The sequence below is a fragment of the Sodalis sp. RH21 genome (assembly GCF_047324175.1).
Classification (GTDB): Bacteria; Pseudomonadota; Gammaproteobacteria; order Enterobacterales; family Enterobacteriaceae; genus Acerihabitans.
In genome coordinates this window covers 5,800,802-5,814,370 of record NZ_CP178732.1, presented here as the reverse complement: position 1 = coordinate 5,814,370, position 13,569 = coordinate 5,800,802, and the positions used below count along the sequence as shown (strand labels likewise).

General features: G+C 55.8%; 12 protein-coding genes. 4 read left to right on the top strand and 8 right to left on the bottom strand.

All coding sequences use genetic code 11. The features are described 5' to 3' along the window. Positions 1-61 precede the first annotated feature (61 nt). Entirely contained in the window at positions 62-1,447 is a 1,386-nt protein-coding gene (locus ACL2XP_RS26805) for a nucleobase:cation symporter-2 family protein (RefSeq protein ID WP_413736457.1), read from the top strand. 135 nt (positions 1,448-1,582) lie between these two features. Further along, positions 1,583-3,274 (top strand): AsmA family protein, encoded by a 1,692-nt coding sequence (locus ACL2XP_RS26800; protein WP_413736456.1) that lies wholly within the window; start codon positions 1,583-1,585, stop codon positions 3,272-3,274. A gap of 48 nt (positions 3,275-3,322) precedes the next feature. Here the strand turns inward: ACL2XP_RS26800 and fabY are convergent, their stop codons facing one another. From fabY to rbsK, 7 genes are all read right to left on the bottom strand, one after another. Further along, positions 3,323-4,264, bottom strand: coding sequence for a fatty acid biosynthesis protein FabY (fabY, locus tag ACL2XP_RS26795; RefSeq protein WP_413736455.1), 942 nt, complete (start codon positions 4,262-4,264; stop codon positions 3,323-3,325). 32 nt (positions 4,265-4,296) lie between these two features. Further along, positions 4,297-4,734: a D-aminoacyl-tRNA deacylase gene (dtd, locus tag ACL2XP_RS26790; protein WP_413736454.1), complete on the bottom strand. Its 438-nt coding sequence runs from the start codon at positions 4,732-4,734 to the stop codon at positions 4,297-4,299. After that, positions 4,734-5,603, bottom strand: coding sequence for a virulence factor BrkB family protein (locus tag ACL2XP_RS26785; RefSeq protein ID WP_413736453.1), 870 nt, complete (start codon positions 5,601-5,603; stop codon positions 4,734-4,736). Before ACL2XP_RS26785 ends, dtd begins: the two co-directional genes overlap by 1 nt. A gap of 29 nt (positions 5,604-5,632) precedes the next feature. Further along, positions 5,633-6,220 carry a glucose-1-phosphatase gene (yihX, locus tag ACL2XP_RS26780; protein ID WP_413736452.1) on the bottom strand — a complete coding sequence of 196 codons (588 nt, stop codon included), beginning with the start codon at positions 6,218-6,220 and terminating at the stop codon, positions 5,633-5,635. 95 nt (positions 6,221-6,315) lie between these two features. Next, positions 6,316-7,335 carry an aldose 1-epimerase family protein gene (locus ACL2XP_RS26775; protein WP_413736451.1) on the bottom strand — a complete coding sequence of 340 codons (1,020 nt, stop codon included), beginning with the start codon at positions 7,333-7,335 and terminating at the stop codon, positions 6,316-6,318. A 12-nt stretch (positions 7,336-7,347) separates the two neighbouring features. Beyond that, entirely contained in the window at positions 7,348-8,679 is a 1,332-nt protein-coding gene (gene fucP, locus ACL2XP_RS26770; protein ID WP_413736450.1) for an L-fucose:H+ symporter permease, read from the bottom strand. A gap of 4 nt (positions 8,680-8,683) precedes the next feature. After that, positions 8,684-9,610 (bottom strand): ribokinase, encoded by a 927-nt coding sequence (rbsK, locus tag ACL2XP_RS26765; RefSeq protein ID WP_413736449.1) that lies wholly within the window; start codon positions 9,608-9,610, stop codon positions 8,684-8,686. A gap of 192 nt (positions 9,611-9,802) precedes the next feature. On the opposite strand from rbsK, the gene deoC reads away from it, so the two are divergent. Both deoC and deoR read left to right on the top strand, forming a co-directional pair. Next, positions 9,803-10,480 carry a deoxyribose-phosphate aldolase gene (gene deoC / locus ACL2XP_RS26760; protein WP_413736448.1) on the top strand — a complete coding sequence of 226 codons (678 nt, stop codon included), beginning with the start codon at positions 9,803-9,805 and terminating at the stop codon, positions 10,478-10,480. A gap of 44 nt (positions 10,481-10,524) precedes the next feature. Further along, positions 10,525-11,298, top strand: a complete 774-nt coding sequence (gene deoR / locus ACL2XP_RS26755) for a DNA-binding transcriptional repressor DeoR (RefSeq protein ID WP_413736447.1) — start codon at positions 10,525-10,527, stop codon at positions 11,296-11,298. A 91-nt stretch (positions 11,299-11,389) separates the two neighbouring features. Here deoR and typA read toward each other — a convergent pair whose 3' ends face one another. Beyond that, the gene (gene typA, locus ACL2XP_RS26750; RefSeq protein ID WP_413736446.1) at positions 11,390-13,213 is read right to left on the bottom strand and encodes a translational GTPase TypA; all 1,824 of its coding nucleotides are present in this window, start codon (positions 13,211-13,213) and stop codon (positions 11,390-11,392) included. Positions 13,214-13,569 lie beyond the last annotated feature (356 nt).

The following is a 13,569-nucleotide window of genomic DNA, read 5'->3' as shown; positions in this document are numbered from 1 at the left end:
TTTGCTTTTAAAAGCAGGATCATTAAAATGCCTCCTTTGCCGCCCAGGAAAGTCCTTTAACATGACCATGCCCTCTTCCGAAGTCGATGACGCACCGATTCCCGTTGCCAAAAGCGAGCTGATTTATCATCTGGATGATCGCCCACCCCTGGCGGAGACGCTGTTTGCCGCCTGCCAGCATTTGCTGGCGATGTTTGTGGCGGTGATCACTCCCGGCTTGCTGATTTGCCAGGCGCTGGGTTTGCCGGCGCAGGATACGCAGCATATTATCAGCATGTCGCTGTTTGCTTCCGGCCTGGCATCGATACTGCAAATTAAAACCTGGGGGCCGGTGGGGTCGGGTCTGTTATCGATCCAGGGCACCAGCTTTAACTTTGTGACGCCGTTGATTATGGGCGGGCTGGCGCTGAAAAACGGCGGCGCCGATGTGCCCACCATGATGGCGGCCCTGTTCGGCACGCTGATGGTGGCATCGTGCACCGAGATTTTATTGTCGCGGGTGCTGCATTTGGCGCGGCGCATTATTACGCCGCTGGTTTCCGGCATCGTGGTGATGATTATCGGCATTTCGCTGATCCAGGTGGGGCTGACCTCCATCGGCGGCGGTTTTGCCGCCATGGCCGATCATAGCTTCGGCGCGCCGAAGAATTTGCTGTTGGCCGGCATAGTGCTCCTGGTCATCATCCTGCTCAACCGCCAGCGCAACCCTTACCTGCGGGTCGCTTCGCTGGTGATCGCCATGGCGGTGGGCTATCTGGCGGCCTGGATGATGGGTATGCTGCCCGATACTCCCCCCGCGCCGGCGCAGTCGCTGATTATGGTGCCGACGCCGCTGTATTACGGCCTGGGATTTGACTGGGATCTGCTGGTGCCCCTGATGCTGGTATTTATGGTGACGTCGCTGGAAACCATCGGCGATATTACCGCTACGTCCGATGTGTCGGAACAACCGGTGCGCGGCCCTATCTATATGCGGCGCCTGAAAGGGGGCGTGCTGGCCAACGGGCTGAACTCCATGCTTTCCGCCGTGTTTAATACGTTCCCCAATTCTTGCTTCGGGCAAAATAACGGCGTGATCCAACTGACCGGCGTCGCCAGCCGTTATGTGGGGTTCGTGGTATCGCTGATGCTGATAGCGCTGGGGCTGTTTCCGGTGGTCAGCGGGTTCGTGCAGCATATTCCCGAGCCGGTGCTGGGCGGCGCGACCATCGTCATGTTCGGCACCATCGCCGCTTCAGGCGTGCGTATCGTGTCGCGCGAACGGCTTAACCGCCGCGCCATTATGATCATCGCGTTATCGCTGGCGGTAGGCCTGGGCGTGTCGCAGCAACCGCTGATATTGCAGTTCGCGCCGCAGTGGCTGAAAACCCTGATGTCTTCCGGCATCGCCGCCGGCGGCATCACCGCCATCGTGCTTAACCTGCTGTTTCCCCCCGAACACCATTAAGTCATTTTCATGTTTTTATGAGGCCGCTGTATCAATACAGCGGCTTTTTTTTGCCGGAAGCGCATTGGCTATTGAGAACCCTCGCTAATTACGGCATAAACACTGTAACCTTTATGACAGCGATGGATTTGAGCAATGAAATTTATTGGGAAATTTTTGTTATCAATACTTTTGATAGTGATATTGATAATTATCCTGATCTACGTGTTGCTGCAAACCACCTGGGGCGCCGGTTGGGTAAGCCGGCTGGTCACCCAGCACAGCGATTACCAGCTGTCGCTGGATAAAATCGCGCATAGCTGGTCCGAACCGACGGAAATTTACTTCGAAAACATCTCCTTCGGTCAAAAAGAGCGTAAACCCACCGTGGTGGCCAAGCGGCTGGTGGCCGGCTTCAGCGTGCGCCAAATCACCGAACCCTATCACTTCGATCGCATTCAGCTGCAGGACGGCACGTTAAATCTGGACCCGGCCTCGCTGGCGTTTCCATTGCAGGCGGATGTCCTGCAATTAAACGGCATGGCGATACAGTCGCCTTACGGCGGCTGGGAGCTGAACGGACAAAACGTCAATGCCGGCATTACGCCCTGGAAACCGCAAATCGGCTTTCCGCTGGGCCGCAATTCCCGCTTCCAGATCAGCGCCCGTTCGCTGACCCTTAACGGCATTCCGGCGGAAAATGTGCTGGTGCAGGGGGAAATCGATAACAACCGGCTGCGGCTGGATAACCTGGGTGCCGATTTATCCCAGGGGGAGCTGACCGGCAATGCCCGCCGGGATGAAGACGGCGCCTGGCAGGTGGATAATCTGCGCCTGAGCAACGTGCGCATGCAAACCGAGCAGAGCCTGGATGAGTTTTTGCGCCAATTGTCGGAAGTGCCCAAAATCACCATTCACCGTTTCGATTTGATCGATGCGCGCATGGAAGGCAAAAACTGGGCCTTCAGCGATTTGGATTTAACCTTACGCAATGTCACCTTCCAGGACGGCGACTGGTCGTCGGACGACGGCACCCTGTCGTTTAATGCCAGCGATTTGATAAACGGCGCCGTCCATTTGAACGATCCCATCGCTAACCTGACGTTTTCGCCCGGGGGTATTGAAATCCGCCAGTTCAGCGGACGCTGGCAAGGCGGGTTGATGCGCACCTCCGGGCGCTGGCAGCGCGACGGCCAGCGGCTGGAGCTGGATGATTTTATGGTTGCCGGACTGGAGTATACTTTGCCGGAGCATTGGCTTGCCGGCTGGCTGCAACCCTTGCCTTCCTGGCTCTCGGAGGTGGCGGTGGATAAATTCAGCGCCAACCGCAATCTGCTGATCGATATTAATCCCGCGTTCCCCTTCCAGGTCACGGCGCTGGATGCTTTTGGCAAGGGATTGGTGCTGGCCAGGGATCATCAATGGGGCATCTGGTCCGGCAGCCTGAACCTGAACGGCAGCGATGCCACCTTTAATAAAATCGACGTACGGCGCCCGTCGCTGGGGCTGACCGCCGATCGAGGCAAAATCAATATTACCGAACTGAGCGCGTTTACCGGCGAAGGATTGCTTGAGGCCACCGCCCTGATCGATCAGCAAACCGACCGCGGGTTTTCCCTTAACCTTAACGGCCGGGCGGTACCGTTAACCATATTGCAGCGCTGGGGATGGCCCGCCATGCCGTTATCCGGCAATGGCAATATGCAGCTGACGCTGACCGGGAAATTACCCGCCAACGCGCCGCTCAAGCCCACCCTGAACGGCAGGCTGCATGCGCTGAACGCCAGCGGGCAAACGGTAAATCAAACCCTGGCGCAGGGTGAGTTGGTAAGCGAGCCGGCGCAATGATGACTGCGCCCAGGCAACGGCGGGGGATGACGGCGGCGCGCCGTTTGCTCAGTTCACCAGCGAGCCGCCGCTCTCCAGCGGTTTATCGGGAGCGGGCGGCAGCACCAGGAACACGCCTTTAAATATCGCCCCTTTCGTCTCGTTGCCGTATAACGCCACTTCCAGCCGCACCCGCGCTTTGCGTCCGCGCGCCAGCCGGTCCAGGTCGCCGCTGAGCGAGCCCAGATCCGCCACGGCGCAGGGACGCCCGGTTACCGCGGTGGTGTAGCGGATATGCGCATCGGCCAGAATAATGGTGCCGCCCAGCTGCCGTTCGCGCAGCAACAGCCATATCAGCCCCCAGCCGGTCAGGGTGGCCAATGAAAACAGGCTGCCGGCAAACAGGGTATGGTGGGGATTCTGGTTGCCGGTCTCCGGCATGGTGGTCATAAATTTCTGGCCCGTGTACTGGCTGATACGCACCCCCATCTTTTCGCTTAAGGGAATATGCTCGTACCAGGCCCGTTGCAATTGCCCGCACCAGTCAGGCCGGTGCAAAATATCATCCAGCGTCACTATGGGTTTGATCATTAAAAAATGGCGTATCGGGGTGGTGGACGGCACGGTGATTTCACCCTGGTTGATAAACCCCAGCTTGGCGAAGAACTCCACCGCATCCTCGCGGGCGCTACAGACCACGCGTTTCGCCCCTTCCTGGCGGGCCACCGATTCCAGCGTCATGGCCACCAGGGTGCCCAGGCCTTTGTCCCGTACCTGCGGGTGCACCGCCAGGAAACGGATGGCGGCTTCATTATCGGCGTTGATATACAACCGGCCGATGGCTACCGGCTTACCCTCTTCGTCCACTACCATCTGGTGATGGGCCATCGCATCATAGGCATCACGTTCGGAGCCATGGGGCTGGTGCAGCGGCTGGCGCAGCATTTCCCAGCGAAACTGATAGTAGTCGTTGAGTTCTTGTTCATTCTGCGGGACGCGCAAGTGATACATGCCATACCCTCTCTTTAAAGATCCCGACCATTTCAGACCTGCAGCCAGAAGGTCACCGGCCCGTCATTCACCAGCGAGACCTGCATATCCGCCGCGAACCGGCCGGTTTCAGTCCTGATGTCGGCCTGACGGCAACAGTCGGTAAAATAGTCATATAAGCGCTCCGCCTCCGCCGGGGGAGCGCCGCGCGAGAAGCCGGGCCGCAGCCCCTTGTCGGTATCCGCCGCGAGGGTGAATTGCGATACCACCAGCACGCTGCCGCCGGCCTGGCGGACATTCAGGTTCATTTTACCCTGCTGGTCGCTAAAGATCCGATAGCTCAATACGCGCTCGGACAATTTTGCGGCCTTGTCCGGGTCGTCCCCACGCTCCACGCCCAGCAGGATCAGCAACCCCGGGCCGATGGCGCCCACCGGCTCGCCCGCGATGGTCACGCCGGCGTTCAGCACCCGCTGGATCAGGGCTATCATCAGTGCGCCTCCTGGTCCGGTACTTGCGGTTTTTCCTGCGCCAACGCCCGGTATTCGGTTAGCGAGGCGGTGATCTCCGCCCCTAGCAATACAATACACCAGCTCCAATATACCCAGAGGAATAAGATGGGGATCACCGCCAGCACGCCGTAAATCAGCTGGTAGGAGGGGAACATGGTGACATACATGCCGAAGGCTTTTTTGCCCAGTTCAAACAGCAGGCCCGCCACCAGCGCGCCAATCAGCGCATCCCGGCCCGGCACGCGTACCGTGGGCACCACGCAGTATAATAACCAGAACGACGTGCAGGAAAGCACCAGCGGAAAGATTCTCAGCACCACGGTAATAATCGTGGTGGTCCCGGTATTATTCAGCCAGGTCAGGGAAAACAGATAAGAGCTGATGGCCATGCTGGCGCCGGTGAGTATCGGCCCCAGCGTCAACACCATCCAATACACCGCGAACGAAAAGATAATGGGCCGTTTTTTTTTGCTGCGCCAGATGCTGTTAAGCACCGTATCCACCGAATAAATCAGCAGCAGGGCGGTGACGATCAATCCGCAGGTGCCTACCGCCGTCATTTTGCTGGTATTGAGAATAAACTGCTCAAGATAGCGCTGGATAACGCTACCGGTGGCCGGCAAAAAGTTATTAAATATAAAGCTCTTTAGCTGTACGCTCGCATCGGAAAACACCGGAAAAGCGGCAATCAGCGCAAACACCACGGTAATCAGCGGCACCAGGGAAAGCAGCGAAACGTAGGCCAGATGGCCGGCCAGCATGGTCAGGCCATCATGATCGCTGCGTTGATACAAAAACTTGCTGAAGGAATAAAACCGGGTCATTTTTTTAAAACCAGGACGTTTCATCGCCGCGCCTCCCCCGATTTTCGCGCCATTCACGCAAAATAAGCGGGCACCACGCCACGATCGGTAACATGTATCGCAGGTAATCCCACGCTTTTCGCGGCGGCGATATTCTCCGCGTTATCATCAAAGAATACCGCGTCCTGCGCGTTCACGCCTTCCTGCTCCAGAACATAACGATAAATCGCCGGGTCGGGTTTGCGCATGCCGAGATCTTGCGACAGATAGAGTTTATCCACGCTTTGCTGGACTTCCGGATACTGGCTGGGCCAGTAGTCGCAATGTAAGCGGTTGGTATTGGATAAAATCACCACCCGGTTCCCCTGCTCGCGCAGACCCTGAATGATCTCAATCACCTCGGGGCGCACGCCGACAAAGACGGCCTGCCAGCCGGCGGTAAATTGTTCGAAGCTCAGGGCGATGCCCAATTCGCCGCAGATTTTGGCGGCAAAGGCTTCATCGGTGATATCGCCCCGTTCATGCTGCTCGAAAGCATCGCCCATGACGAACTGCTTCTTTAAACTGGCCAAAGGCGCCCCGCTGAGATTGCTCCATACCCCCAGCACGCGGCCGAAATCGATATCTATAACGACATTACCTAAATCAAAGATATAAAGCATGGCTCCCTCCCGATCTCTAATGGTGTTCTCACTGTAGCGGGAAATGCTCCAACTGAACAGTAATGAACGAGGATCGGGAGGCGGCTGGGGGAAAGCTAATTATCCAAACCGGTTACCACGCTGAATCGCCGGGTGGCGCCCGCGGCCAGTTGGATCAGCGTGCCCGCCCGGCTGGCCGCCAACTGCCCCTCGGGACGGCAGGTGGCCGGCAGCGCGAACGCCGCCACCTTTTGATCGCCGTTATATAAGATCCAGCGCGTGGCATAGTTAAATTGCCCGGTGTCAAAACGGGTCGCAAAACGCGGCCCCCCTCCCGGCGCCTGCATAAAAAACTCGGCCTGGGCGGTGTATTGCGCCAGATCGTCGGCGAAAAACACGATTTCCGGATCGTAATACTCCGGCTGATCCAAGGCGCCGAGCGCGGCGGGATTGCGCGCCAGGCCTGCGGTATATTCCAGCCACTGCGCGGTGGGATGCACGTGGCCGGGTATCGATGAACGCAGCTCAAACGCCCCCGCGGGGATATTTTGGCTGAAGACGGCATGGGGGACATAAGCGTAGTTCATATGGCACATATATTGGAGCGGCATCGCTACGCTGGCCAGGTTGGTCACCGCCATGCTTATGGTCAGCAGCGTCTCGCCGCCGTTCAGCGTGACCGAGGGCGAGGCCCGATAGTGATGGCCGAACCCTTTGACATATTCATAATCGCCGCCGAGGGTCACGCCATTGCCGGACAATTCCAGGAACGCGCGGTCCATACGCGCGCAGGGCATTTCCCCATGCAGCGGATGCACGTCGTCCGGCGCCGGGCAACCGTTGCTCAGCAGGCCGGAATGGAACGCAAAGCAGCCGTAGGTATCCACCACCGACTCGCCCCACTTCGGCTCGTTGAACGGGTTGTCCATTCTCAGGCTGTGGCCGTCGAATTGCGCATCCCAAATCATTTGCCCGTAATAGGGCAGCAAGGTTACAAATCCCCGGCTGTTGCGCAGGGTCACGGCTTCAATACCGGACGGATATTTAAATAGCGTCACGCTAAGCTCGGCGCTTTCCACCAGGCAAACCGGCCGTTCGGTGAACTGGCCGCGCTGAAGATAAATAACAGCGGACATAAGCGCTTCTCCTTAATTCGAATTGGTGATCCGGGTGGCCGACGCTAACGGCTGCTTATTACGCAGTTCGCCCCAAAAATAGTAACCCACATAGGCGAAACACAATAACGAGACGCCGAACGCCCGCTGCATTGAACCCAGGTGATCGGAAACGAACCCCTGGATCGCCGGCACCACGGCGGCGCCGACGATGGCCATAACGATAACGGCCCCGGCCACTTCGGTGTATTTGTTATCCACCGTATCCAGCGTGCCGGCATAGATGGTGGCCCAGCACGGCCCGAACAGCACGCTGACAAATACCGCGGCGTAAACGGCGGTGAAATTAGGCACCGATACCACATAAGCCAGCGTCGCGACGCCCAGTATCGAATAGGCGATCAGCACCTTTTGCGGCGTAAAGCGCGTCATCAGGAAATTGGCGACAAACTTGCCGATGAAAAAGCAGATAAAGCTGTAAATCATAAAATTGGACGCATCGCGTTCATTAACCGCGCCCAGGTTTAGCGCCAGGCGGATGGTAAATGACCAGACCGCCACCTGCATGCCGACATATAAGAACTGCGCGACGATGCCTTTTTTGAAACGGGAATTGCCCGCCAGGTAGCGCAGGGTTTCACCCATGCCCGGCGTGGCGGCGCGGTCGGTTTTATCCACCTGGGGTTTACAATGGGGATAGCGGGTAATCATAAACAGCACCATCACCACCACCAGCACCATAATCAAATACTTGTAGGGTTCCAGGGTCAGTTCCAGCATGTTGAGACGGAACTGATGGATCTGTTCCGGGGTCATGGCGGCCATCTGGCTGCTTAAGCTGCCGCCCTCCTGGAATACCAGATACTTGCCCAGCACGATGCCCATCAGCGCGCCGATGGGGTAAAACGTCTGGCTGATATTCAGGCGCAACGTCGCATAGTCGCGATGACCGATCATCGAGCTATAGGTATTGGCCGCGGTCTCAAGAAAACTCAGGCCGATGGCGATGGCGAAAATCGCCGCCAGGAACATGGTATAGGTGGCCATATGGGAGGCGGGATAAAACAGCACGCAGCCGATGATATACAGCGACAGGCCGATCATGATGGCAAATTTGTAGCTGCTTTTGCGGATCACCATGGACGCCGGAATGGCTATCAGGAAGTAACCGCCGTAAAACGCGCTTTGCACCAGGGCGCTGGCGAAATCGCTTAAGGCAAACACCGATTTAAACTGGGTAATCAGAATGTCATTCAGGCTGGCCGCGCAGCCCCATAAGGGAAACAGGCACGACAGCAGGATGAATTGGAACAACGGGGTCTTATTTAAATAGCCGTCAGGCATTTGTACCGTATTGTGGCGCATGATGTTATTCCTGATGTAAGGTGGCGAGGAAATCATGGAATTGGGCGGCATCGGGATAAGAACGCTGGGTGCCTTTACCCTTGACGCTGTAGGCGGCGTACGCGGAGGCATACTCCATCGCCTGTTTTACGTCGCCGCCGTTAACGTAGTAGTGGGCAAAGCAGCCGATATACGCATCGCCGGCGCCGCTGGTATCCACCGCGTCGACCTTTACCGGCTCAACCCGGTGGATGTCGGCGCCGCTTAACCACACCGAGCCGCGCTGGCCCATGGTAATAATCAGATTCTTCAAACCTTTCGCCAGTAAAGACCGGCCGGCGGCGAGGATATTCTCCTCGCTGTCCACGGGCATCCCGGTCAGGATTTCCAGTTCCGTTTCATTAGGCATAAAAAAATCACACTGGCAGGCATAACCGATATCCAGCTCCCGGCTGGCCGGCGCGGGATTGAGAATGACGGGAACCTGGTGCTTTCTGGCAAAATCAATGGCGTGGTAAACGGTGGCCAGGGGAATTTCCAATTGCAGGATAATTAATTTACAGCTTTTAAGCCGATCCGCCGCGTTGTCGATATCCGCAGCGCCCAGGTGATTGTTCGCGCCCTTGATGATCAAGATGCGATTTTGTGAATCCCGATCAACAAAAATCGGCGCAACGCCGCTGGATACGCCCGCCACCGTTTCGACATAGCGGGTATCAACGCCAAAATGCCGCAGATTATTGACGGTATTTTCAGCGAACATATCCTCGCCCACTTTACCAATCATCATCACGCCGGCGCCAAGCTTGGCGGCCGCGACCGCCTGGTTGGCCCCTTTGCCGCCGCAGCCGATTTCAAAATCCGGCGCTTCGAGCGTCTCCCCGGTTTTAGGCATCTTTGTGATATAGGTGATGAGATCCACCATGTTGGAACCGATAACTGCAATATCCATAATTATTAGCCCTCATAAATTTCACTCTATTCAATGTTATTCCTGTAACACTAACAACTGTTAAATGTTATTAACGTGACATTAATCACACCAATTAATGAATGAAAAATTGATAAATGGCTATTGAAAGCGGTTCTATGATGTTATTATTCTAACATTGCAACAATATCAATCCTCATAAAGGACCTTAAAATGACTCAACCTGAAATCGATTTTGCCCGTTATATTGACCATACCTTGCTGGCCATGGACGCCACCGAAGCGCAAATCGCCACCCTGTGCGACGAAGCAAAACGGTTTGGTTTCTATTCTGTATGCGTGAATTCCGGTTACGTTCCGTTCGCCGCACAAGCGCTACGGGGTTCTGCGGTTAAAGTGTGCTCGGTAATCGGGTTCCCGCTGGGCTCGGCCCTGACGTCGGTCAAGGCGTTTGAAGCGCAGGCGGCTATCCAGGCGGGGGCGCAGGAAATTGACATGGTGATTAATGTAGGCTGGCTGAAAAGCGGAAAAATCGACGCGGTAACCGCCGATATCCGGGCGGTCCATGAGGTTTGCGCGGCTATTCCATTGAAGGTAATATTGGAAACCTGCTTGTTGAGTTCGCAACAAATCGTTGAAGTTTGCCAGATTTGCCGGGAACTCAAGGTGGCTTTTGTTAAAACGTCCACGGGTTTTAGCACCGGCGGCGCACGTGAAGATCACGTCAAATTAATGCGTCAGACGGTGGGTGAAGACGTGGGGGTTAAAGCTTCCGGCGCCGTGCGCGATCGCCAAACCGCCAAAACCATGATTCAGGCCGGCGCTACCCGCATCGGCACCAGCTCCGGCGTATCTATCGTGTCGGGGGCGGCGGCGACCGGCAACTATTAATTTAGGGATTCGGAAATACCGGATCTCATGACGCAGGATGTACTATGGAAACGCGGCGCGAGGAAAGGATTAATAAGCTGATAATGGCATTGAAGCGGGAAGACAAGCTTCACCTGAAAGATGCCGCCATCCTGCTGGGTGTCTCTGAAATGACCATCCGCCGCGATCTCAGCGCCGAACCTGCCCAGGTGGTGCTGCTTGGCGGCTATATAGTCAACGATCCGAGAAGCAGCGCGGTCACTCACTATTTTGTCTCGGATCAAAAAGCCAAACACGTTGAAGAGAAAAGCATCGCCGGCCGGCTGGCGGCTCGGCTGATACAGCCGGACGACACGGTGTTTTTTGATTGCGGCACCACGACGCCGCTGATTATCGACGCCATAAGCGAAGACCTGGCCTTTACCGCCATCTGTTATTCCCTGAACACATTCCTGGCGCTGCAAGACCGGCCCAACTGCAAAGTCATTCTGTGCGGCGGCGAATTCCATGCCGCCAACTGTATTTTTACGCCCCTGACCCAATACTCCATCCTGGATAATATCTGCCCGGATAAGGCGTTTATTTCCGCGGCCGGCATCGATATCGGCTACGGCGCCACCTGCTTTAACTTCGACGAACTAACCATGAAGCACCGTGCGTTAGCCATGTCGCAGCAGGCGATCCTGGTGGCCGATAGCAGTAAATTCGATAACACCAAGCCCGCGGCCATCGGGCCGCTGACCCAGTTTAATACCCTGATAACCGATCGTTCCCCGCCCCATAAGTTTCATGACTATTGCCAGCAGCATAATATTGCGCTGATCTACGGGACCGATTGACCGGCAGGGGTTATTGCAGGCATAAAAAATGCCGGTCCGCTTGTGCGGACCGGCATTTTTAAGCTTATAAACCTATCCTGGGATGGGCTGATTACGCTTCTTTACCTGAACGGTTGGCGCGCTTACGGTCATTTTCGGTCAAATGACGCTTACGCAAACGGATAGACAGCGGCGTGACTTCCACCAGTTCATCATCATCGATAAACTCAAGCGCCTGCTCCAGCGACATTTTAATCGCCGTCACCAGGGTGGTAGCTTCGTCGGTACCCGACGCGCGCATGTTGGTCAGTTTTTTACCGGTCAGACAGTTAACCGTCAAATCGTTGGAACGGGTGTGGATGCCGATGATCTGGCCTTCGTACACTTCGGCGCCATGGCCCAGGAACAGGCGGCCGCGGTCTTGCAGGCTATACAGGGCGTAAGCCACCGCTTTACCCTGGCCGTTGGAGATCATCACGCCGTTTTGACGCTGGCCGATTTCACCCGGACGCACGTCGTCATAATGGCTGAATGACGAATACAGCAGGCCGGTGCCGGAGGTCATGGTCAGGAATTCGGTACGGAAACCAATCAAACCACGGCTGGGGATGATGTAATCAAGACGGATGCGCCCTTTGCCGTCCGGCAGCATATCGCGCATTTCACCCTTACGGATACCCATGGCCTCCATAACCGGGCCCTGGTTCTGCTCTTCGATATCCAGCGTAACCTGTTCGAACGGTTCCTGTTTTTTACCGTCAACGGTACGATAAATAACTTTCGGCCGTGAAACGCCGATTTCAAACCCTTCGCGGCGCATGTTTTCGATCAGCACCGACAGATGCAACTCGCCGCGGCCCGATACCAGGAAGGTATCCGGATCGACGGTTTCTTCCACGCGCAGGGCCACGTTGTGCACCAGTTCTTTATTCAGGCGCTCAAGGATCTGGCGGGAAGTGACGTACTTGCCTTCTTTGCCGCAGAACGGTGAATTGTTAACGCCGAAAGACATGGACACGGTAGGTTCGTCCACGGTCAGCGGCGGCAACGCTTCAACCTGGGCCGGGTCGCAAATGGTATCGGAGATGTTCAGTTCACCCAGACCTGTAACGGCGATGATATCGCCGGCTTCAGCCAGTTTGGACTCGATACGCAGCAGGCCCATGTGGCCCAATACCTGGCCCACTTTACCATTGCGGCGTTTGCCTTCATGGTCGATGATGGTCACGGACTGGTTCGGTTTAACCGAACCGCGCTTGATGCGGCCGATGCCGATGACGCCGACATAGCTGTTGTAATCAAGCTGAGAAATCTGCATCTGGAATGCGCCGTCGCTATCCACATTGGGCGCTTCGACGTTCTTGACGATAGATTCAAACAGCGGGGTCATGTCGCTGGCCATGTTTTCGTGTTCATAGCCCGCAACACCGTTTAACGCGGAGGCATATATGATCGGAAAATCCAGTTGCTCATCGGTTGCGCCGAGGTTTACAAATAAATCAAACACCTGGTCGACGACCCAATCAGGACGTGCGCCCGGACGGTCGACTTTATTGATTACCACTATGGGTTTCAGGCCATAAGCAAAGGCTTTCTGGGTCACGAACCGGGTTTGCGGCATAGGTCCGTCCATGGCGTCGACCAGCAGCAATACTGAGTCAACCATGGACATTACGCGCTCAACTTCGCCGCCGAAATCGGCGTGTCCGGGGGTATCAACGATGTTGATACGGTAGTCGTGCCAGTTAATAGCGGTATTTTTAGCGAGGATGGTAATCCCACGCTCTTTCTCCAAATCGTTGGAGTCCATAACGCGCTCGGTGGCGTCGTTGCGGTCACCCAATGTTCCGGATTGTTGCAACAGCTTATCGACCAGGGTAGTTTTACCATGGTCGACGTGCGCGATGATGGCGATGTTACGCAAATTTTCGATCACAACTTTGCCTCAGGCATTAGAAATAGCGCGTTATTGTACACGTAATAAGCGAGGGACTAAACAAGATCGCGATGATCTCTGCATTTGCGTCATTTTTAACGCTTCGTCATCCCTTTCTCAGTGCATTATTTCTCCTCGCCCCACTTGTTGCACCAAAATAGTGCCCACCTACTGCCCAAATGCACTATGATGGCACTTTCCCACCAATGTGGTGCATCCGGACTTCTGGTTAAAGGCCGGTTATGCGGCCCTTTGCATCATTTTAGCAATGTTGGCACACTTTTAGCTTTAGTTTAGCCTAGCGTAGCTAAGTTAAATAAAATTCGATCCATACGATTTCGTTCCACGACGACACA

What these genes read in the sequence shown, in the direction of transcription:
- ACL2XP_RS26805 (WP_413736457.1), top strand. Translation starts at nt 62, where the DNA reads ATGACCATGCCCTCTTCCGAAGTCGATGACGCACCGATTCCCGTTGCC.
- ACL2XP_RS26800 (WP_413736456.1), top strand. Translation starts at nt 1,583, where the DNA reads ATGAAATTTATTGGGAAATTTTTGTTATCAATACTTTTGATAGTGATA.
- fabY (WP_413736455.1), bottom strand. Translation starts at nt 4,264, where the DNA reads ATGTATCACTTGCGCGTCCCGCAGAATGAACAAGAACTCAACGACTAC.
- dtd (WP_413736454.1), bottom strand. Translation starts at nt 4,734, where the DNA reads ATGATAGCCCTGATCCAGCGGGTGCTGAACGCCGGCGTGACCATCGCG.
- ACL2XP_RS26785 (WP_413736453.1), bottom strand. Translation starts at nt 5,603, where the DNA reads ATGAAACGTCCTGGTTTTAAAAAAATGACCCGGTTTTATTCCTTCAGC.
- yihX (WP_413736452.1), bottom strand. Translation starts at nt 6,220, where the DNA reads ATGCTTTATATCTTTGATTTAGGTAATGTCGTTATAGATATCGATTTC.
- ACL2XP_RS26775 (WP_413736451.1), bottom strand. Translation starts at nt 7,335, where the DNA reads ATGTCCGCTGTTATTTATCTTCAGCGCGGCCAGTTCACCGAACGGCCG.
- fucP (WP_413736450.1), bottom strand. Translation starts at nt 8,679, where the DNA reads ATGCGCCACAATACGGTACAAATGCCTGACGGCTATTTAAATAAGACC.
- rbsK (WP_413736449.1), bottom strand. Translation starts at nt 9,610, where the DNA reads ATGGATATTGCAGTTATCGGTTCCAACATGGTGGATCTCATCACCTAT.
- deoC (WP_413736448.1), top strand. Translation starts at nt 9,803, where the DNA reads ATGACTCAACCTGAAATCGATTTTGCCCGTTATATTGACCATACCTTG.
- deoR (WP_413736447.1), top strand. Translation starts at nt 10,525, where the DNA reads ATGGAAACGCGGCGCGAGGAAAGGATTAATAAGCTGATAATGGCATTG.